Origin of the sequence: Lutibacter litoralis, assembly GCF_014646675.1 — a bacterium.
GTDB lineage: Bacteria > Bacteroidota > Bacteroidia > Flavobacteriales > Flavobacteriaceae > Lutibacter > Lutibacter litoralis.
Map to the genome: position 1 here is coordinate 198,353 of NZ_BMNS01000007.1, position 22,277 is coordinate 220,629.

The following is a 22,277-nucleotide window of genomic DNA, read 5'->3' on the forward strand; positions in this document are numbered from 1 at the left end:
TTAAATATTTAAGTATTTTTGTAAGTAATCAGACCTTTCTTTAAGATCTTCTAAGTAAAAATCCTCCTTGTGTTTCGAAAGCACCTTATAATTATAGCGTCTAAATGTTTGTATGATTTCGTTTATTTCTTGTGCATTAAATTTAAGTGTAATTTTTACAATGGCACCTGAAGTTTCAGAAATAAAAAGCCCTAATACTTTTCCGTTATTGGTTTCTACAATTTGACAAACTTGACTGAATGAAAAATCTTGAATTTCTTTTTCCAATGCTATAACAACACCTTCATTGTTTAAAAATGGAGTTTCATTGTAGACATGTAAAATATCTATTAAGTCTAGATAACCTATATATGTATGATTTTTTTTAATTACAGGAACTAAATTAGTCTCGTTAGCTGCAAAAACTTTAATTAATTCTAATAAATTTTCCGATTGTTCTGCAAAAAACAATTTGATTAAATAACTAAAGTCCTCTAATTTTTTTTCACCTGTATCAATTCCATCAATATCAATTTTTGAAATTAACCCAATAAGTTTGTTGTTTTTTACAATTGGAAAATGTGAAAAAGCAGTTTCTTTAAAAAGTAATTTAGCATCGGCAACCTTACTATCAAGTGTAAAAGGTTTAAATTCTTTTAATATAAAAGGAGCGGTTTCCATCTTGTTTGCTATTATACTACAAATTAATCAAAAATAAAACCAAAAATACATTCTTAGAGCATTTTAATTTTAAAATACCTGATTCATAAATTGAATTAGTTTTTGATTAAATGCAACATTTTTGTGTTAAATAGGGATTACTTCGTAAATTTGACACTCTTTATTAATTTTAAAGATTTTAGCAATGACCAAATTAAGTGTAAACGTAAATAAAATTGCAACGTTACGTAATTCTAGAGGAGGAGATTTTCCAAATGTAGTAAAGGTGTCTTCTGATATTCAGGATTTTGGTGCGGAAGGAATTACAATTCATCCAAGACCAGATGAACGTCATATTCGTTATCAAGATGCGTACGATTTAAAGAAAATTGTAACTACAGAATTTAATATTGAAGGAAACCCAATTCAGAAATTTATGGATATGGTGCTGGAAATTCGTCCTACGCAGGTTACTTTGGTGCCAGATGCTGTTGATGCAGTTACATCAAATGCTGGTTGGGATACCATAACACATCAAGCATTTTTGCAAGAAGTTATTGCAGAATTTAAATCGAAAGGAATTAGAACCTCGGTTTTTATAGATACCGATTTTAAATTAATTGAAGCAGCAGCTAAAACAGGAGCGGATAGAATTGAATTGTACACCGAAGATTTTGCTACACAATATGGGTTGGGAAATAAGGATGCTATAAAACCATATACCAAAAGTGCATTGTTAGCAACGGAACTTGGATTAGGAATAAATGCTGGTCACGATTTAAGCTTGGATAATATTCAGTTTTTTGCAGAAAATATTCCAAATTTATTAGAAGTTTCTATTGGTCATGCGCTAATTACCGAATCATTATATTTAGGTTTGGAAAATGTGATTAATATGTACAAGTATAAGTTGAAAGGTATTAATGTTTAAAGTTAAAAAGTTGAAGTAATAAAAACCAAGACGGCGGTTGAGTGCAGCCGAAACCAATTCAGGTTGTCTTTTTTAACTAAAACTAAAAAACTAAAACTAACAGATGATATTGCATTCAAAAATACAAGGAACTGGCTCGCCATTACTTATTTTACATGGATATTTTGGTATGGGTGACAATTGGAAGTCTTTAGCGAACAAATTTGCTGAAACTTTTGAAGTCCATTTAATAGATCAACGTAACCACGGACGTAGTTTTCATGCCTACGATTTTGATTATGAATTGCTAGTTGAAGATTTATTTAAGTATATCCAACATCATAATTTAGAAAAAGTAAATCTTCTTGGTCATTCAATGGGAGGGAAAGTAGCAATGCTTTTTTCAGTTACTTTTCCTGAGTTTGTTGATAAATTAATAGTTGCAGATATTAGTCCAAAATACTACAAACCGCATCATCAACAAATTTTAGCAGCCTTAAATGCAGTAAATTTTCAAATTCAAAATACCAGAAGTAAAATAGAGGACACTCTAAAAATATATATTAAAGATCGTGGAATTTTACTTTTTTTGCTTAAAAATGTATATAGAAAATCAAAAGACACTTATGCTTTTAGGTTTAACTTAGAAAGTTTAACCGTAAATAATAGTGAAGTGGGAGCAGCGTTGCCTTCATATACAGAATTTGATGGCGAAACATTATTTTTAAGTGGGGAAAACTCTAATTATATTACAGAAAATGAAGTTGATTTAATAGCGGAACATTTTCCAAACTCAAAAATTATAACTGTCAAAAATGCAGGGCATTGGTTACACGCAGAAAACCCAACCCAGTTTTATAATGAAGTTATTTCATTTTTGTCATAAATAACCAATTGGCATTGTTTTCGCTATATTTATGAGAAATTAAAAACATAAATACAACATGAAAACAATTTTAAGAATACTTTTAACTGCAATTGCGGTTGTAGTTTTAGCAAGCTTTTTACCAGGAGTTGAAATTCAAGGATATACAAGTGCAATATTAGTTGCAGTGGTTTTAGGATTATTACGCATTACTGTAAAACCATTGTTAATATTTTTTACACTTCCGGCAACTATTGTAACTTTAGGACTCTTTTTGTTAGTTATAAATGCAGTAATTATTTTATTAGCAGATTACTTTGTAAGCGGATTTACAGTTTCAGGTTTTTGGATTGCATTATTATTTAGTGTGCTATTATCAATATTTCAATCTGTATTGTACTCATTTTTAAATGAAGGCAAACAAAAATAGTTGAATTTGAACGGGTTAAATATTTGTCAAGTACGCAAAAAGTAGTACTTTTGCACCCAATTTTGAATGATTTAAGATAAAAACAACATAAAATGAATATTACAAAAGAAAGTGTTGATGCATTAAATGCAGTAGTAAAGGTTGAAATTTCAGCTGCTGATTACCAAGATAAAGTAGAGAAAATTTTACAAGATTACCGTCAGAAAGCTGACATTCCAGGATTTAGAAAAGGACATGTGCCAATGGGAATGGTGAAAAAGCAGTACGGAAAATCTATTATGATTGATGAAGTAAATAAACTTTTACAAGAGTCATTAAACAAGTATTTAGTTGAAGAAAAATTAGATATTTTAGGAAATCCGTTACCAAAAATGCAAGATGATTTTTCTTGGGATACAGAAGATTATTCTTTTGAATTTGAATTAGGTTTGGCTCCAGAGTTTGACGTTGATTTAGAAGCAAAAAAGAAAATTACGCAATACAATATTGTTGCAGACAAAGAATTATTAGATAAAGAAGTTGAGAATATCCAAAAACGTTTTGGTAAAATTGTTCCTCAAGAAGTTGTAGAAGAAGGTGTAAATATTGCAGGTACTTTTGCTAATGAAGAAAAAGGAATAGATAAAAAATCTACCATAGAATTAGCTTCAATAAAAGGAAAAGTAAATCAAAAGAAATTTATTGGTGCTAAAGTTGGAGACATTATTGAATTAAAATCAAAAGGCTTATTTGATGATGATCATAAATTAATGGGAGCTTTAGGTTTAAATCATGAAGAAATTCAAGATTTAGATATTCCATTAACGTTTACAATTGAAGAAATTAGTGTTACTGAACTTGCTGAAGTAAATCAAGAATTATTTGATAAAGTTTTTGGACCAGATGTTGTAAAATCTGAAGAAGAACTTAGAGAAAAAATTAAAGAAGATGCTGAAAAGCAATTTCAAACACAAGCAGACCAACAATTATTAAATGCAGTAACCGAATATTTAGTAGAAAACACAAAATTTGATTTACCTGCAGAATTTTTGAAAAAATGGTTAGCAGTGGCTGGTGAAAAACCAATCTCTGCAGAACAAGCTGCTGAAGAATACGAAAAATCTGAAAAAGGTTTGCGTTACCAATTAATTGAAGGAAAAGTTTTAAAAGATAATAACATAAAACTTGATTTTGAAGAATTGAAAGACTTTACAAAAGGTTTTGTAAAAGCTCAGATGGCTCAATACGGTCAATTAAATCCAGAAGAAAAAGAATTGGATGATATTGTTCAAAGAGTTTTAAGTAACCAAGACGAAGCAAAACGTTTACAAGAACAATTAGTAAGTCAAAAACTACTTGCCTTTTACAAAGAAAAAATTACTTTTAAAGTAAAAGAAATGAGTTATGAAGCTTTTGTAAAAGAAGTTTACAAATAAAAAGATTTAAATAAATATTAAAAACTCCTTAAAGAAATTTAAGGAGTTTTTTTATTGAATATTAGTAGTTCTAGAAACAAAGAATCCATTTAAGATTAAATCTTATAACTCTTTCGAAAATTCTAATTTAGGTAAAACAGCCATTTTTTTCTTTTGAATGGATTGCATTTTACACAAAATTTTATCTAACATTTTCACCGCCTTTTCAATATAGGGACCTTTATTTAGCATAACACATTCTACACGTTGAGACATGGCAGCATCGGTAACTTCAGCACGTGTTGGAATTCCTTTTTTTGCTAAGTTTTCCAATACTTGGGTAGCCCAAATATCTGGTAAATGTGCAGCTTCACAAATCCGTAAAATTTCTTCCTGAATAACTGCAAAATTTTTCCAACCAGTTTCAATAGCTAAATCTCCACGTGCAATCATAACACCAATAGGATAGTTTTCCATTGCTTTTAATAAAATACCAGGTAAGTTATTAAAAGCTCTTTTTGTTTCAACTTTTATAATAATGCTTAAGTTGGCTTCTAGTTTTTTAAATTCATTCAGTAAATCATCAACATCTTTTTTAGAGTTCACAAAAGAAAAATTGACGGCATCAGCATTTTTAGCAATATATTTTAAATCTTCTTTGTCCTTTTCTGTCAAACCATGAATGCCTAAATCGCTGTTCGGAAGGTTAATTCCTTTGTCGGCTTTAAGTTTACTTCCATTTTTTTTAGCATTTGTAATTTCAACTAATAAAAAGTCTATTGCTACTTCGGTTATAATTCCTTCAATTTTACCATCATCAAAATAAATTAATTCCCCTTTTTTTACTTTAGAAAAAAGCTGAGGTAGTGTACACGAAATATGTGCAATTTCAATTGATTCTCCAGCTTCATTGTATTTTGTAGGTTCTCCTAAAATGGGTACTTTATTTAATTTTAAGGTATCGCCTTCAAACAAAAATATAACTTCTTCTAAAGGTAACATTTCGTGAACTGTATGAATCTCTGAAGTTGATTTTTTCTCTAAAAACACTGTTAGTTGCATACCAGTAGTTACAAAAGCAGAATCTGAACAAGATCCCCACCTTGCATATCCTTCTTTACTTTCAATGGTAATTTTACATTTTTTATTTCTAGAATCTATAAAAGTGATATAAGATCCTTTTCTAGTTTTTTGCAACCATTTTTTATTTACAGGAATAATTGCATCAACTTCGGCATTTTCTGGTGGAAGCATTCCAAAAGGAGCTAACCATACTTTTGCTGGCACAGTAACTTGTCCTAACGTATTTCGTTTTGGTTTTATATGAATTACTTTATGACCAGGTTTCATTTTACCAGTTCTTAATTTTGGACCACCTAAATCCATTAATATTTTACAGTTTGGATTAGCTTTTTTTGTATTTGTAATAATTTTATTCCAAACAACTTCAGTATCGTGTGCACAATTTATACGCGCAGCATCCATTCCTAAATTAGTTAGGTTTTTTGCAAACTCTTTATCTTCAGCAGCAACGGTTGGTTGCGTTACCAAAACACGAGTTCTTCGGTTTCTATCAATTTCGCCAAACAATGCGTTGGTGTGTTTTTTTAATAGGTGTTTACTTTCGCTTTTTGTTAAATGATTTGGAATATCTTCAATTTCATTATTATTTAACAAGCTATTGATTATTTTTCTGTAAATGAGTAAGTTATTCAAAACGCTACTTTCTGAACTTGAAGTGTTTGGCAGACCAATTTTATTTAATTTATCTTGAAAAACAGCATTATCAAAACTTCTAAGTGCTAAGTAGTGAATTAAGTTTTTAGCACTTTCGGTATAATTTGGATGGACACTTAAAATTTGACTGTTATACCTGTTCTCATATTCTAAGATTTTCTCTAAAATTAAATCTATTTGAATACGTATTTCTTCTAGTTTTTCGGTTTCAAAAAGCATACTTAAAAATTTACATTAAAAGTACTAATATTTAGTATGATTATTGCAAGTTGAATGCTTAAAAAAAATGATAATTGTTACTTCCTTTTCTGACCTCTAGTTTTAGGTTTTTTATACTTTTTAGCAATTTCTCTTCGGTAAGAACCTCCTAAATTCACCCTGCTATTTTTTTCTTTTTTCTCATGAAAAGCTGGACCGCTGGGTTCTGTTAGTGTCTTTTTTCTACTGCTTTTTTCCGGTTCAACTTTTGGCATCTCTTCATCAATCAGTTGAGTCGAAATTAAAATATGATCAGGAAGATCTTCAACATCAATTTCAGTATTCATTAACAATTCAATTTCACCTAAGTATTCAGCTTCTTCTTTATTAAAAAATGAAATAGCAGTACCTTCTTGTTCTGCTCTACCTGTTCTACCAATTCGGTGCATATAATTTTCAGGTTCTTCAGGAATATTAAAATTAATTACGTGACTCACGTCTGTAAAATCTAAACCTCGCGCAATAATATCACTTGCAATTAACACATTAAAAAAACCTTTTTCAAAATTATTTACTGCTCGTAAACGATAATTTTGGGTTTTATTAGAGTGAATTACATTTGTATCACCTGGAATTAAACCTTCTAACTCTTCGTATAAAATATTGGCTTGTTTCTTATTTTTTACAAATACCAACACTTTTTTAAAAGTTTCTTTATCTTTTAATAATTGCACTAAAAAGTTAACTTTTGTATAAAAATTTGGAACAGGATATGCCAATTGTTTTATAGTATCTAAAGGACTTCCGCTGGCTGCGACTTCAATTTTTATAGGCGATTTAAAAAAGTCGTGTAGTAATTCATTTACTTCTTTAGTTAAAGTTGCAGAGAATAAAATATTCTGACGTTTTTTAGGTAATAAATCTAATAAAGTGATCAATTGCGCTCTAAAACCAAGATTCATCATTTCATCAACTTCATCAATTACCAATTTCTGAATTTGTTTCAATTTTAAAATACCATCTAAGGCTAAATCTAGTAATCTTCCTGGTGTTGCAACCAAAATATCTTGACCTTGATATACAACTTGTTTTTGCTTATTTAAGTTTGTACCTCCATAAACTCCTGCAAAACGAACATTAATATAAGGGGTTAAATTTTCAATCTCTTGAATTACCTGTACAACCAATTCCCTTGTTGGCACCACAATTAAAACACGTGGATGTTTTTGTTCGGAAAAGGGGAGTTGTTTTAGTATTGGCAATAAATAAGCATAGGTTTTTCCAGTTCCGGTTTGTGCAATACCAACCATATCTCTACTACTCATAATTACATTAAACGCCTTTTCTTGAATAGGTGTTGGTGTTTCAAAACCCATTTCAGTAAGGGCATCGAGTAAAAAGCGGTTTAAGTTTAAATCGGAAAAAGTCATTTTTTTAGTTTTTGCAAATATAGACCTTAAATTATATTTCAAAGGTTATCAATCTATTATTCATGGTAACTTTTGAAAAACCAACATTTTTTTGAATCCAATTAAAGGTATTTTTATGATAAAATATTACGTGTGTATTGTCTTCTTTATAATACCAATTTTTAAAATTTATATTTTCTGAAAATAAATCGGTCATACAATACAATCTACCCTGAGGTTTTAATAAGTTTTTTAAACGCTTAAATTCTTGTAATGGATTGTGGAAATGTTCAATAACTTCGCAGCAAACAATAAAATTGTAATTGGTTTCTAAAGCGTTTAGATTGTTATCGAAAAATGGATCGTAAGTTGTAATACTATAATTTTTGTCGCGCAGTAGTTTGGTAATTACGGGGCCGGTTCCGCAACCAAAATCCAATCCGGTAGCAGTATTATTAAAATCTTTTTTAACAGCTTTTACAATTGGATCTACAAATTTTTGATACCCTAGATCGTGTACATTATTGTTATGTTCTAAGTATCTTTTTTTTTCATTATTAATTGAAGGATAACAATTTGGATCCATTAAAACAGCAAAGCATGCACTACATTTATAATAATCAATATATTTAATTGAATAAAATAACGTTGTTTTACTATTGCAGAGTTTGCATTCCATAGCTGTTAATCATTAGCTATTTCGAATAGTAAATTCACATTTGGATCGTAGTTAATCTTTTTTATATCCAAATCTTTAGTCACCACAACAAAAGGTTCTTTTTTTGTAGTAACTTCAACGGTTTTAATTTCCGAGCTACCATCAGAATAAATAAGTTCTATATATAGTGGAAATTGAAAAACAGTTTCTTGAAGTTGCTCCACAATAATGCGCAATTTATCGCCCCCGTGAATCCAATTAGTTTTTATTTTTGGTTGTCCAGTTTTTTCAAGCCATTGCGTAAAAAATACATCTAAATTTTTACCTGAAACTTGTGCCATTACATTTTTAAAATTAGTAGTTGAGGCATTTTTAAATTTGTAAAAATCGTAATAGGTTTTAATGCCTTTCCAAAAGTTTTCTTCACCAACTTTATTTTTTAGCATATGTAAAACCCATGCACCTTTTTGATAAGAATTTGGATTTAATAATTTCATATAATTGGTTGTTTTTGTATCTACAACAGGAGTTTTTTGTACTTTATAAAAATTCAACACTTTTGTGCGCTCTTCATTTAAACGATCTTTAAACGCGGCTTCGCCATCGCTTTTTAGAATGTATAAATCGGTTAAATAAGTTGCAAAACCTTCGCTTAACCATAAATGTGCCCAATCTATTTCTGTAGCAGAATTTCCAAACCACTGATGCGCAATTTCGTGGGCGATTAAATCTTTATGTTCTTGATTTCCAGTGACAGATTTTTCAAAATAAAATATATTTCCAGCATTTTCCATACCTCCAAAACGTGTTTTAGACTGCACATTTGCTAATTTTTGAAATGGGTAATCTCCTACATTTTCAATAAAGAAATCTAAAATATCTTTAGCTATTGAAAAATCGTAAAAACCTTCCTCTTTTGTTTGTGGATATACCCAAGTAGAAACAGGTATATTATGTGTTTCTCCAATATTTTGAACAGCAAATTTAGCAATACCAACCACCATTACTTTTGTTGGTAAGGGAACTTCAGTTTTATAGTGATATTGTTTTAAATTATTAGATAAATTAGTTTCTTCAACCTCAAAACCATTTGCTATTGCTTGGTAATGGTTCGGTGTTTTAATTATATACTCTATAGTTGCTTTGTCTGATGGGTGATCTATACAAGGAAACCAATTATGCGCTCTGTTTGGCCAATTATCACCAAAAAATGTACGATCACCATGTATATTTTTAGAAATTATTAACCCATCTTTTGGAATACCACTATACATAATTTTATAGGTATAGGGTAAACGAGGAAAAACGTGTTTGGCTTCAATTGATAATTTATTGTTTTTCTGATTAAAATCTACAACTATATTATTTTGGTAAACGCTGTCTACTTGCATTCCCATTCCAGTAGAATCTTGTTTGACTAAATCCAAGTCAAACGCAGAAACTGATCTTTTAAATTTAACTGAAACTTCCATTTCAGCATTAATTACATTGGTAGTATCGTTAACATTTAATGTTAATTTATAATGTTGTACATCTATAGTATTAAATTGCTGATTGTTTATTTGTGCAAACAGGATGGTATTAAATAAGAAAAAAGTAAAACTAAGTTTATTAGTAAATTTCATGGAGTATTGTATTTTAGAATTTCAAATATACTTAAAATCGAAATCAATCTTAAAAAAAATGGGTCTGAAAGTAAAAACCTTCAGACCCATTCAGCTAAATCTAAAATTTTAACTTTTATTATAAAGCGTCACAATTTCTAAAATGTCAACGAGTTCTTTGGCTTCAATCCGTGCTGCTAGTTTTGGAGCATCACTTAAAAAATCGCCAATAACTTTTCTGAATTTATTGCTTGAAGAAGGTATTTTTATTAATTCATCAAACACTTTTTCAATATAAAAAACGGTTTTACCATTATAATATCTTTGGTAAAGATTTAATTTTTCACCAATTACAACTTTTTTAGCCATAATCATTTCTCCAGAATTATAAATTCTACAAAAAACATCTTCACCTCTATTGTAGTGTTTAATAGTTTCTATATCAAGGTTTTGTTCAATACCTTCTTGATCAATATATGATAAGTGTAACAAGCTTTTTTCATCGCTAATTTTTTTAATTTCCACATTAGCAATAGTGTCGTAATGTTTAGTCACTATAGTTCCTTTTTCAAATTCTTGCGCATAACTATTTAGTGTAAATACAACTAATAGTATTAATACTAATTTAAGTTTCATTATATATTTTTTAGTTTATTAATAAATTTTAGAATATCATTATAAAGGTACTTAATAATACTATGCACGCATAATAAAAATAGCGATTTTTTGTTAAAATACTGTTATATAAATTCATTCTAAATTTACTATTTCTGTTAGAGTCCCAATATTTCATGAATACTTCTTATCTTTACCCCCATAATTTTATAAAACTATAAAATGGATTACGGAAAAGAATTTAAAAAGTTTGCTACTAAACAACAAGGAATTAGTAGTACGTATTACGATAAGATTGTTAGCAGTGTAACACCTTATATTATTGAAGAGCGTCAGTTAAACGTTGCACAAATGGATGTGTTTTCTCGTTTAATGATGGATAGAATTATATTTTTAGGAACTGGAATTGATGATTATGTAGCGAATATAATACAAGCTCAATTGTTATTTTTAGAAAGTGTAGATAATTCCAAAGATATTTCAATTTACATAAATTCGCCTGGAGGAGGTGTTTATGCAGGATTAGGAATTTACGATACAATGCAATTTATAAAGCCAGAAGTAGCTACAATTTGTACAGGAATGGCAGCTTCAATGGGTGCAGTTTTAATGTGCGCTGGTGAAAAAGGAAAACGTTCTGCATTACCACACTCGCGTATTATGATTCACCAACCATTAGGTGGTGCACAAGGTCAAGCAAGTGATATTGAGATTACGGCACGAGAAATTTTAAAATTAAAAGACGAATTATATCAAATAATTTCGAAGCATTCTGGACAAACTATGGAAAAAGTTCATCAAGATTCAGACCGTGATTATTGGATGAAAGCAGAAGAAGCAAAAGCTTATGGAATGATTGATGAAATTTTAATAAGAAAGTAAAAATAACGAAATTAAAAAATGGCGAAAGATGAAGTTTTAGAATGTTCGTTTTGTGGTAGAAAAAAACCAGAAACGGATTTGTTGATTGCGGGTTTAGATGCACATATTTGCGATAAGTGTATAGAACAAGCACATGGTATTGTGATGGAAGAAATAGCTGAAAACTCTTCATCTTCACTAACCTCAGAATTAATAGTGAAAAAACCTTTAGAAATAAAGGAATTTATAGACCAATATATGATTGGTCAAGATCAGGCAAAACGCGTAATGTCTGTTGCAGTTTACAATCATTATAAAAGATTATTGCAACCAAATACCAAAGACGAAGATGATGTTGAGATTGAAAAAAGTAACATTATTTTAGTTGGTGAAACAGGAACTGGGAAAACATTAATTGCACGTACAATCGCAAGAATGTTAAATGTACCTTTTTGTATTGTTGATGCAACAGTATTAACAGAAGCTGGGTATGTTGGTGAAGATGTTGAAACTATTTTAACACGCCTTTTACAAGCGGCAGATTACGATGTAACTAAAGCAGAACGTGGTATTGTTTTTATTGATGAAATAGACAAAATAGCCCGTAAAGGAGATAATCCTTCAATTACACGTGATGTTTCTGGAGAAGGAGTGCAACAAGCTTTATTAAAATTATTAGAGGGCGCAGTTGTAAATGTTCCACCAAAAGGAGGAAGAAAACATCCAGATCAAAAATTTATTGAAGTTAATACAAAAGATATACTATTTATTGCTGGCGGTGCTTTTTCAGGAATTGACAAACTAATTGGAAAACGATTAAATAGACAGGCAGTAGGTTACAGTGCATCTATAAAAGTAGATAAAGTAAATGAAGATAATTTATTGCAATATATTATTCCAAGCGATTTAAAATCATTTGGTTTAATACCTGAAATAATAGGTCGTTTACCAGCTTTAACGCATATGAATCCTTTAGATGCAGAAACGTTAAGAGCAATCTTAACCGAACCAAAAAATTCTATTATTAAACAATATCAAAAACTGTTTAAAATGGATGGTATAGATTTTTCTATAAATGAAAAAGCGTTGCAATATATTGTAGATAAAGCAGTTGAGTATAAATTGGGAGCGCGTGGTTTAAGATCTCTTTGTGAAGCTATTTTAACCGATGCTATGTTCGAACTTCCAGGAACGGATGAAACAGTGCTGAAAGTAACAGAAAAATACGCTGATAATAAAATTAGAAAATCAACTTTAAAAAAGTTGAAAGCAGTTTCTTAAAATTCGGCTCATATTAATTTAAATCACCCTTTATTTTTAATGGGTGATTTTTTTATCTAAAATTTCTTAATTTAGAACCATAAAAATATCCAATAAAATTGATTTCCAGAGAAACCATAGACAGAGTTTTTGAAACCGCCAGAGTAGAGGAGGTTATTGGCGAATTTGTTCAGTTAAAAAAAGCAGGAAGTAATTTTAAAGGGTTAAGCCCCTTTTCTGAAGAGCGAACACCTTCATTTATGGTTTCTCCTGTAAAACAAATTTGGAAAGATTTTAGTACTGGAAAAGGCGGAAATGTGGTTTCTTTTTTAATGGAGCAAGAGCATTATTCGTATCCAGAAGCCATTCGTTATTTAGCGAAAAAATACAATATAGAAATTGATGAAATTGAACAATCTGATGAGCAAAAACAACAAGCTGATGAGCGTGAAAGTATGTTTTTGGTTTCAGAATATGCGCGTGATTATTTTCATAAAAACTTATTAGAAGATCCACAAGGGAAAGCAATTGGTTTAAGCTATTTTATTGAAAGAGGTTATACCGAAGAAACTATAAAAAAGTTTCAATTAGGATATTCTTTGAACGAGTGGGAAGCTTTTACTTTAGAGGCAATAAACAAAGGATATAACTTAAAACACTTAGAATCTACTGGGTTAACTATTGTAAAACAAGATTCACAAAACCCTAACAATACCAAGCAATTCGATAGGTTTAAAGGCCGTGTGATGTTTCCAATTCATAGCATGAGCGGACGCGTACTTGGATTTGGTGGTAGAATTTTAACCAATGATAAAAAAGCCGCAAAATATTTAAATTCTCCAGACAGTGATATTTACCATAAAAGTAATGTTTTATATGGTATACATTATGCAAAACAAACCATTGCACGCGAAGACAATTGTTACTTAGTTGAAGGTTATACAGATACTATAACGTTACATCAGTGTGGTATAGAAAATGTGGTTGCTTCATCTGGAACGGCGCTTACAGAAAATCAGATTCGTTTAGTAAATCGTCTCACAAAAAATATTACTATTTTATTTGATGGAGATGCGGCAGGAATTAGAGCATCTATTAGAGGGATTGACTTAATACTGGAACAAGGAATGAATGTTCGTGTTTTAATGTTTCCAGATGGTGACGATCCAGATAGTTATGCTAAAAAAGTAACCGAAGAAGAATTAAAACACTATTTAGAAAATAATTCACAGGATTTTATAAATTTTAAGGTTTCTTTACTAATGGAAGAGGCCAAAAATGATCCTATAAAAAAAGCGGGTTTAATTAGAGATATTGTTATCAGTATTTCTAAAATTCCAGATAGAATTCAACGAGAAGTTTATATTCAAGAATGTTCCAGAATTATGGATATTTCTGAAAATGTACTATTTAATGAATTGGCTCAAATTTTTAATAAACAAAAAAGAGAAGCTTCAAAAAGTTCGGGTAGAACACCTAGTAATTATAATAGTGGAAATCGTCCAGACCCTAATGAACCTCCAATGGATGTGTTGTATCCAGAAATGTTACAATTGCAAAAGACACCTAAATTCGAAAAGGTAAATGAGCTTCAAAAATATGAACGAGAAATAATTAAAATTTTGTTGCTTTATGGTAATAATGAAGTCGATTTTGTAGATTTTGTTGATGAAGGTGAAGTTGACGGAAGAGATTTTCACGCATTAAAGAAGGAACATTTTCAAAATTTAGTTTCAAAAGAAATCTATTTAAATTTACAAGAAGATGAAGTTGAATTTACAGATGAAACATTTAAACAGATCTATTATGATGTTATTAATCAACTAAACCAAAACAAAAATATTTCGGTTGATGTATTGGTGAATCACACAAATACAGAGATAGCTAGTTTAGTAACCAATATTTTAATGGACGATGAAAAGCATGTTTTAAGTAATTGGGAACGCAAAGATATTGCTGTAAAAAGTAAAGAAAGCGACCTTTCTAAAATGGTTTTAGATGCAATTTATAATTTAAGGCGTGTACTTATTGAAGAAAAAATCAATTCGTTAAAACTTATGGAATTTGAAAACGAAAATCAGAGAATTGAAAATTTAGAATCAACTATGAATTATACAGGTTTAAGAATTAAAATTGCAAACCGTTTAAATAGAGTGGTATAACTATATAAGATCTTCGAGAACAATTGCTCCAGAAAATTCTTCTTTAATAAGCAATAAAACTCTATCAGCTTCTAATTTCGTTTCAAAATTACCAACTTGAGTTTTCCATTCTGGTTGTTTGTAAATAATGTTTGTTTTGTATTCAGGAAAGACACTTTTAAAATTGCTTTCAATTTTATATGCTTCGGTTTCAACACCATTATAAAGTTGAATTTTATAAACTATAGTGTTCTTATTTTGTTGATTGTAACTTCTTTTTTGGGAAATTAAATCCTCAATCTTGTCGGCTTCATTTTGAGCGAAAGCAAATCCACTAGTTATTAAAAGAGTTAATAATAAACCAATATGTTTTTTTTTAGTAAGAAACTTCATAATTATAATTTTTTTCAAATTTAGATTATTCATTGTTCATGTAAAAGGAAAAAGCCCTTATTTAGAATCAATATAAATTAACTTTAACACAATTTTTAGATTTTTAGTTTTACTTTTAAATAGTACTTTTGTGAAATCATTTTTAAATAATGACTTTTATCATTATTTTTTTAATGAAAATATTGTACCAAACAAGAAAGAAAAGATTTTTTTTAAGTATGAAAAGTGTGAAAAAACACAGTCCATTATCAAGATTAGTCAATAGTAGTCTTGCTTTCCTTTTATTATTTTCACTTAGTTTATCAGCACAGCAAGCCGATGTAGCGAATGGAGAGAAACTCTTCAAAGCAAATTGTGCCGCTTGCCATAAACTCGACAAGAAATTAGTGGGTCCTGCATTAAAAGGGATAACTGATAAAAGAGAACAAGATTGGTTAATTGCCTGGATTAAAGATAGTCCAGGAATGATTAAGTCAGGAGATAAACTTGCAATTCAGGTTTTCGAAGAAAACAATAAATTGCCAATGACAGCAAATCCGCATTTATCTGATCAAGATATTGTTGATATTTTAGAATATACTAAAGGTGAAGAAGCTGCACCAAAAGCGGCACCGGTTGCGCAAGAAGTTGACCCTGGTGTAGAGCGTGGAAAACAAATTTTTAAAACTAATTGTGCTGCCTGTCATAAAATGGAAGGCAAACTAATTGGTCCAGAATTGTTTAAAATTACAGATAAACGTGAACCAGAATGGCTAAAAGCTTGGATTAAAGATAACAATGCTTTAGTTGCTTCTGGAGATAAATTGGCAAAAGAAGTGCAGGATAGTAACCCTGCAGCTATGACGCCTTTTCCACAATTATCAGATCAAGATTTAGATGATTTGTTAAAATATTTTGCTGTTGGAGATTTAAAAGAAGTTGCTTTGGTAACCGCTGATGCTTCATCGGAGAAAATTTTTAATAAACCTGGTTTTGGAGTTATACCAACTTTAGGTGTTACAATTCTAGTATTCTTATTACTTTCATTAATTGTAGCGGCTACCACTAATAAAAAATTGGAAGAAGGAGAAGAATCAACAGAAAGTATGTTGAAATCAATGATTTTTAACCCTTTCTTACGTTTTTTAACTATAATGTTTCTTTTATTAGGTGGAGCATGGTTTTTCTTTGGATGGTTAATGCAAATTGATGTAAACGAAGGGTATCAGCCAATTCAGCCAATTGCATTTTCACATGCAATACACGCTGGTGATAATAAAATTGATTGTCAATACTGTCACTCTTCAGCAAAACATAGTAAAACTTCAGGAATTCCTACAGCCAATGTTTGTATGAATTGTCATAAATCGATTTCTGAATATAACGGGCCATTATTTGGTGATTATTCAAAAGAAGATTTAGATAATGAAATTCAAAAAATTTATGATGCTGTTGGATGGGATAAGGAAAATATGCAATACATTGAAGGTTATGAGCAAAAACCTATAGAGTGGGTTCGAATTCATAATTTAGCTGATTTTGCATATTATAATCACGCACAACATGTTACCGTAGCTGGTGTTGATTGTCAGAAATGTCATGGTCCTGTAGAAGAAATGCACGAAATGCATCAATTCTCTCCATTAACAATGGGATGGTGTATAGACTGTCATAGAGATACAGAGGTAGACTTAACTGAAAATGGATATTACAAAAATATTCACGATCAATTAGCTAAAAAGTACGGTGTAGAAAAAGTGACGGCCGCTCAAATGGGAGGTTTAGAATGTGGAAAATGTCACTATTAATATTAATTACGAAGTAAATAACTAAATATAGAATGGCATCAAACAAAAAATACTGGAAAAGTGTTGAAGAGCTAAATACAAAAAGCTCTATTGTTGATACGTTAAAACAAAACGAGTTTGTTGAAGAAATTCCTACCGATGAATTTTTAGGTAATAAAGAGAATTTAGAAACTTCATCAACAACACGTAGAGACTTTTTAAAATACGTTGGATTTACAACAGCAGCAGCATCTTTAGCAGCTTGTGAAGGTCCTGTTGTTAAATCAATTCCTTATGTAATTAAACCAGATGATATTATCCCTGGCGTTGCAGAATATTATGCAACTACAATGGCAGATGGTTTTGATTTTGCAAATATATTAGTAAAAGTTAGAGAAGGACGTCCAATAAAAATTGATCCTAATAAAGAAGCAAACGGAAGTACAAATGCACGTGTGCAAGCATCTGTTTTATCATTATATGATAGTCATCGTTTAAAAAAGTCTAGGTTTAATGAAAATGGAGCTGCAATTTCTTGGGCTAATGCAGATAGTCAAATTATTTCAAAATTAAATGAAGTTAAAGAGGCAGGTTTACCAATCGCAGTTTTAACTGGAACATGTGCGAGCCCTTCTACTAAAAAATTAATCAATAATTTAGGTGAAACCTTTGGTAATGTAAACCACGTAGTTTACGATGCTGTTTCAGAATCTACTGCATTAGATGCTTTTGAAGCAATGTATGGAACAAGAGCGTTACCAGACTATAATTTTGAAAAAGCAGAAGTTATTGTTTCAATTGGCGCAGATTTCTTGGGAGATTGGCAAGGTGGAGGTTTTGATGCGGGTTATTCAAAAAGTCGTATTCCAACTAACGGAAAAATGTCTCGTCATATTCAGATCGAATCTAATATGACCTTAACAGGTGCAAACGCTGATAAACGTTTTATGGTAAAACCATCAGAACAAAATTTAGCACTTATTAAATTATACCAAGCAGTTGTAAAAGGAATTGCAACTAGAGAGGCAACTCCTCTAAATGAAACAATTCAAAAAGCAGCGCAACAAATTAAGGTAGCTGGAACAAAAGCTGTTGTTGTAACTGGAATTCAAGATAAAAACGCACAATTATTAGCATTGGCTATTAATCAAGCAATTAATAGTGAGGTTATTGATGTTGTTGCAACTAAAAATGTTAGAATAGGAAATGATGCAGCTGTTGCCCAATTAATTACTGATATGAATGCAGGTAAAATTGGAGCTGTAATTATAAATAATTCTAATCCAGTGTACACGTTGCCAAATTCAAATGAGTTTGTTGAAGGATTGAAAAAAGTAAAGTTATCTGTTGCATTCTCTATGCAAGATAATGAAACTGCAAACGCAGTTCAATATGCATTAGCTACACCACACTATTTAGAATCTTGGGGAGATGCTGTTATTAAAAAAGGACAGTATAGCTTAATGCAACCAACTATTAAACCTTTATTTGATACACGTCAGTTTCAAGATGCATTGTTAGTTTGGACGGGAAGTACTACAACTTACTACGATTTCTTAAAAGAAACATGGAATACAGAAGTTTTAGAAGGTAAATCTTGGAACCAAGCCTTACATGATGGCGTTTTTACGGCCGAATTACCAACAGAAGAAATTACGTTAAGTGAAGTAGATATTGATGCTGCAGGTTCTGAATTAGCAAAAATAACAGGAAGTGAATTTGAACTTTCATTATATACAAAAACTGGATTGGGTGATGGTCAAATGGCAAATAATCCTTGGTTACAAGAATTGCCTGATCCTATAACAAGAACATCTTGGGATAATTACTTAACAATGTCTAAAGCTGATGCTGAAGTGATTGGAGCAATTAACCATAATGTTGCAAACGGAGCGTTAAATGGAAGCTTAGTTGAAGTTTCAGTTAATGGTATTTCTGAAGTATTACCAGTTTTAATTCAACCTGGTCAAGCTAAAGGTTCATTAGGATTGGCCTTAGGTTACGGTCGTAAGCAGGGTTTAAAAGCAGAAATGCAAACTGGAAAGAATGCCTACCAATTTTACAAAGGATTTAATAATTACCAATCAGATGTAACTTTAAAGTTAGTTGCCGGAGAACACGAATTTGCTTGTGTTCAGTTGCACAATACTTTAATGGGAAGAGGTGATATTATTAAAGAAACTACTATTGATGATTATAACAACGTTGATTCTAAAGAATGGAATGTTGTACCTGTAGTATCTTTAGATCATAATGAAGTTGAAGCTAACTCTGTAGATTTATGGGAAGCTTTTGATAGATCTGTTGGTCATCATTTTAATTTATCGATAGATTTAAATGCGTGTACTGGATGTGGAGCCTGTGTTGTCGCTTGTCACGCTGAAAATAATGTGCCTGTTGTTGGTAAAGAAGAAATAAGAAAATCTAGAGATATGCACTGGTTGCGTATTGATAGATACTATTCTCACGAAGAAGATTTTGCAGGAGATAATGAAAAGAAAGAAGCTGGAACAGGAGTTCTTGGTTATAAAGATACAATGGCAGAATTAGAAGATCCTTCTGAAAATCCTTCAGTAGCATTTCAACCTGTAATGTGTCAACATTGTAACCACGCACCTTGTGAAACAGTTTGTCCTGTAGCAGCGACTTCTCATGGTCGTCAGGGTCAAAATCAAATGGCTTATAACCGTTGTGTAGGAACAAGATATTGTGCAAATAACTGTCCTTATAAAGTACGTAGATTTAACTGGTTCAACTATCCAAACAATAGCGAATTTGACTACAATATGAACGATGATCTAGGTAAAATGGTATTAAACCCAGATGTTACTGTTCGTTCTCGTGGAGTTATGGAAAAATGTTCTATGTGTATTCAAATGACACAAGCAACAATTTTAAAAGCTAAGAAAGAAGGAAGACCCGTAAATACCAACGAATTTGAAACTGCTTGCTCTAATGCTTGTACAAATGGAGCTATGGTTTTTGGAGATGTAAACAAGCATGAAGATACAGTTGCAAGTTTAGCAAAGGATAAAAGAGCATATCATTTACTTGAGCACATAGGAACAAAACCAAATGTGGTTTATCATGTAAAAGTTAGAAATACACAAGAAGCATAAGAATATTAATAAAAGATAATAATTAAATTAGAATATGTCGTCTCATTACGAAGCACCTATTAGAAGACCTTTAATTGTTGGGGATAAAAGCTACCACGATATTACTGTGGAAGTTGCAGCTCCTGTTGAAGGTAAAGCAAATAAATTATGGTGGACAGCTTTTACAATTGCACTGTTAGCCTTTCTTTGGGGTATAGGTTCAATTATATACACCATTGGAACAGGAATTGGAGTTTGGGGTTTAAATAAAACCGTAGGTTGGGCCTGGGATATTACCAACTTTGTATGGTGGGTAGGTATCGGTCACGCTGGTACTTTAATTTCAGCTGTATTGTTGTTGTTCCGTCAAAAATGGAGAATGGGTATTAACCGTTCTGCAGAAGCAATGACTATTTTCTCTGTTGTTCAAGCAGGTTTGTTCCCAGTTATTCATATGGGACGTGTTTGGAATGCACATTTTGTGTTACCAATACCAAACCAATTTGGAACACTTTGGACTAACTTTAACTCTCCATTATTATGGGACGTTTTTGCAATATCAACGTATTTATCGGTTTCATTAGTTTTCTGGTGGACAGGTTTATTACCTGATTTTGCAATGTTACGTGATAGAGCTGTGAGACCTTTTCAAAAGAAAATTTACAGTTTATTAAGTTTTGGTTGGACAGGTAGAGCTAAAGACTGGCAACGTTTTGAAGAAGTATCTTTGGTGTTAGCAGGTTTAGCTACACCTCTAGTACTTTCAGTACATACAATTGTATCTTTTGACTTTGCTACTTCGGTAATTCCTGGTTGGCATACAACAATATTCCCTCCTTACTTTGTTGCAGGAGCAGTATTCTCAGGATTTGCAATGGTAAACACATTGCTTATTATAATGAGAAAAGTTTCAAATTTAGAAGCTTACATTACAAAACAACACATAGAGTTAATGAACATTGTAATTATGATTACAGGTTCAATAGTTGGATGTGCATATATTACTGAGTTATTTATAGCTTGGTACTCAGGTGTAGAATATGAACAATATGCCTTTTTAAATAGAGCAACTGGACCTTATTGGTGGGCTTATTTATTAATGATGAGTTGTAACGTGTTTTCCCCACAGTTTATGTGGTCGAAAAGATTAAGACAAAGTATTACTTTCTCGTTCATTATTTCAATAGTTGTAAATATTGGAATGTGGTTTGAGCGTTTTGTAATTATTGTAACTTCATTACATAGAGACTACTTGCCATCATCTTGGACAATGTTCTCACCTACATTTGTTGATATAGGAATATATGTTGGAACCATAGGATTCTTCTTTGTATTATTTTTATTATATGCAAGAACATTCCCTGTAATTGCGCAAGCAGAGGTGAAATCTATTTTGAAATCTTCTGGAGAGGCTTATAAATTATTTAGAGATGCAGGAGGAAAAAATCCTGCGCCAGCAAAAGTAGTAAAAGCTTCAAAAAAAGCTGTTGAAACTATTGTTGAAGATCTAGCAGAGCAGAAAAAAGAATTATTAGGAAGCCTAGGTATATTTGATGCAGCAACTCAAACTGCTGATGATCTAAAGCTTATTAGTGGCGTTGGTCCTAAGTTAGAAAAAACATTAAATACTATTGGTATTTATAGTTTTGATCAAGTTAGTAAAATGACTGAAAAAGAATATGATTTGTTAGACTCACTTTTAGAATCATTTAAAGGAAGAGCAAAACGAGATGATTGGGCAGGACAAGCTAAAAACTTAAAAAATAACGGGTAATTATGAGCTCAAAAGTAATACAAGCAATGTATAATGATGATGATATCCTTATGGATGCCGTTAAAGAAGTGCGTGCAGCAAATCATCATATTGAAGAAGTTTATACACCATTTCCAGTTCATGGATTAGATAAAGCTATGGGGCTTAAAGGAACACGAATTGCAATTACTGCATTTTTGTACGGTTGTGTTGGTTTTTCATTCTCTATTTGGATGATGAATTATATGATGATAGAACAATGGCCGCAAGATATAGGTGGTAAACCTAGTTTTACATTTTTTCAAAATATGCCAGCTTTTGTTCCAATAATGTTTGAAATGAGTGTGTTTTTTGCGGCACATTTAATGGTAATTACTTTTTATATGAGAAGTAGATTATGGCCATTTAAAGAAGCAGAAAATCCAGACCCTAGAACAACAGATGATATGTTTGTAATGGAAGTGGCTGTAGATGAAAATGAGCAAGAGTTAGTTTCATTTTTAGAAAATACAGGAACTGTTGAAATTAAAGTAACTGAAAAGTAGA

General features: G+C 31.0%; 18 protein-coding genes. 11 read left to right on the top strand and 7 right to left on the bottom strand.

What is annotated here, in order from left to right; genetic code table 11:
• Entirely contained in the window at positions 1–660 is a 660-nt protein-coding gene (locus IEW75_RS12430) for a CBS domain-containing protein (RefSeq protein WP_134248911.1), read from the bottom strand.
• A 184-nt stretch (positions 661–844) separates the two neighbouring features.
• On the opposite strand from IEW75_RS12430, the gene IEW75_RS12435 reads away from it, so the two are divergent.
• The 4 genes from IEW75_RS12435 to tig all read left to right on the top strand — a co-directional run bounded on the left by IEW75_RS12435 (position 845) and on the right by tig (position 4,259).
• Positions 845–1,570 carry a pyridoxine 5'-phosphate synthase gene (locus IEW75_RS12435; protein ID WP_134248910.1) on the top strand — a complete coding sequence of 242 codons (726 nt, stop codon included), beginning with the start codon at positions 845–847 and terminating at the stop codon, positions 1,568–1,570.
• A gap of 103 nt (positions 1,571–1,673) precedes the next feature.
• A complete protein-coding gene (locus IEW75_RS12440) occupies positions 1,674–2,435 on the top strand; it encodes an alpha/beta fold hydrolase (RefSeq protein WP_134248909.1) in 762 nt (253 codons plus the stop codon).
• 58 nt (positions 2,436–2,493) lie between these two features.
• A complete protein-coding gene (locus IEW75_RS12445; protein WP_134248908.1) occupies positions 2,494–2,844 on the top strand; it encodes a phage holin family protein in 351 nt (116 codons plus the stop codon).
• Positions 2,845–2,936: 92 nt separating this feature from the next.
• Positions 2,937–4,259 (top strand): trigger factor, encoded by a 1,323-nt coding sequence (gene tig, locus IEW75_RS12450; protein ID WP_134248907.1) that lies wholly within the window; start codon positions 2,937–2,939, stop codon positions 4,257–4,259.
• A 102-nt stretch (positions 4,260–4,361) separates the two neighbouring features.
• Here tig and IEW75_RS12455 read toward each other — a convergent pair whose 3' ends face one another.
• From IEW75_RS12455 to IEW75_RS12475, 5 genes are all read right to left on the bottom strand, one after another.
• Complete coding sequence (locus IEW75_RS12455; protein WP_134248906.1) at positions 4,362–6,194, bottom strand: pyruvate kinase; 1,833 nt, start codon at positions 6,192–6,194, stop codon at positions 4,362–4,364.
• 77 nt (positions 6,195–6,271) lie between these two features.
• Positions 6,272–7,603, bottom strand: a complete 1,332-nt coding sequence (locus IEW75_RS12460) for a DEAD/DEAH box helicase (protein WP_134248905.1) — start codon at positions 7,601–7,603, stop codon at positions 6,272–6,274.
• Positions 7,604–7,634: 31 nt separating this feature from the next.
• The gene (locus tag IEW75_RS12465; RefSeq protein ID WP_204744222.1) at positions 7,635–8,168 is read right to left on the bottom strand and encodes a class I SAM-dependent methyltransferase; all 534 of its coding nucleotides are present in this window, start codon (positions 8,166–8,168) and stop codon (positions 7,635–7,637) included.
• A 98-nt stretch (positions 8,169–8,266) separates the two neighbouring features.
• The gene (locus IEW75_RS12470; protein ID WP_134248903.1) at positions 8,267–9,865 is read right to left on the bottom strand and encodes a M1 family metallopeptidase; all 1,599 of its coding nucleotides are present in this window, start codon (positions 9,863–9,865) and stop codon (positions 8,267–8,269) included.
• Positions 9,866–9,973: 108 nt separating this feature from the next.
• A complete protein-coding gene (locus tag IEW75_RS12475) occupies positions 9,974–10,480 on the bottom strand; it encodes a hypothetical protein (RefSeq protein ID WP_134248902.1) in 507 nt (168 codons plus the stop codon).
• Between the two features lie 201 nt (positions 10,481–10,681).
• Between IEW75_RS12475 and clpP the strand changes: the two genes are divergently transcribed.
• The 3 genes from clpP (at position 10,682) to dnaG (ending at position 14,742) form a co-directional block, all read left to right on the top strand.
• Complete coding sequence (clpP, locus tag IEW75_RS12480; RefSeq protein WP_134248901.1) at positions 10,682–11,341, top strand: ATP-dependent Clp endopeptidase proteolytic subunit ClpP; 660 nt, start codon at positions 10,682–10,684, stop codon at positions 11,339–11,341.
• Positions 11,342–11,359: 18 nt separating this feature from the next.
• Positions 11,360–12,601, top strand: coding sequence for an ATP-dependent Clp protease ATP-binding subunit ClpX (clpX, locus tag IEW75_RS12485; RefSeq protein WP_134248900.1), 1,242 nt, complete (start codon positions 11,360–11,362; stop codon positions 12,599–12,601).
• A gap of 98 nt (positions 12,602–12,699) precedes the next feature.
• Positions 12,700–14,742, top strand: coding sequence for a DNA primase (gene dnaG, locus IEW75_RS12490; RefSeq protein WP_134248899.1), 2,043 nt, complete (start codon positions 12,700–12,702; stop codon positions 14,740–14,742).
• On the opposite strand, the gene IEW75_RS12495 is transcribed toward dnaG, so the two are convergent.
• Positions 14,743–15,114, bottom strand: a complete 372-nt coding sequence (locus IEW75_RS12495) for an SPOR domain-containing protein (RefSeq protein WP_134248898.1) — start codon at positions 15,112–15,114, stop codon at positions 14,743–14,745.
• Between the two features lie 218 nt (positions 15,115–15,332).
• On the opposite strand from IEW75_RS12495, the gene IEW75_RS12500 reads away from it, so the two are divergent.
• From IEW75_RS12500 to IEW75_RS12515, 4 genes are read left to right on the top strand one after another with little or no spacing between them, the layout of a single operon-like run.
• Positions 15,333–16,901: a c-type cytochrome gene (locus IEW75_RS12500; protein WP_229714452.1), complete on the top strand. Its 1,569-nt coding sequence runs from the start codon at positions 15,333–15,335 to the stop codon at positions 16,899–16,901.
• A gap of 32 nt (positions 16,902–16,933) precedes the next feature.
• Positions 16,934–19,999, top strand: a complete 3,066-nt coding sequence (locus IEW75_RS12505) for a TAT-variant-translocated molybdopterin oxidoreductase (protein WP_134248897.1) — start codon at positions 16,934–16,936, stop codon at positions 19,997–19,999.
• A gap of 34 nt (positions 20,000–20,033) precedes the next feature.
• Complete coding sequence (locus IEW75_RS12510; RefSeq protein WP_134248896.1) at positions 20,034–21,752, top strand: helix-hairpin-helix domain-containing protein; 1,719 nt, start codon at positions 20,034–20,036, stop codon at positions 21,750–21,752.
• 2 nt (positions 21,753–21,754) lie between these two features.
• Entirely contained in the window at positions 21,755–22,276 is a 522-nt protein-coding gene (locus tag IEW75_RS12515) for a DUF3341 domain-containing protein (protein ID WP_134248895.1), read from the top strand.
• Position 22,277: the final 1 nt, after the last annotated feature.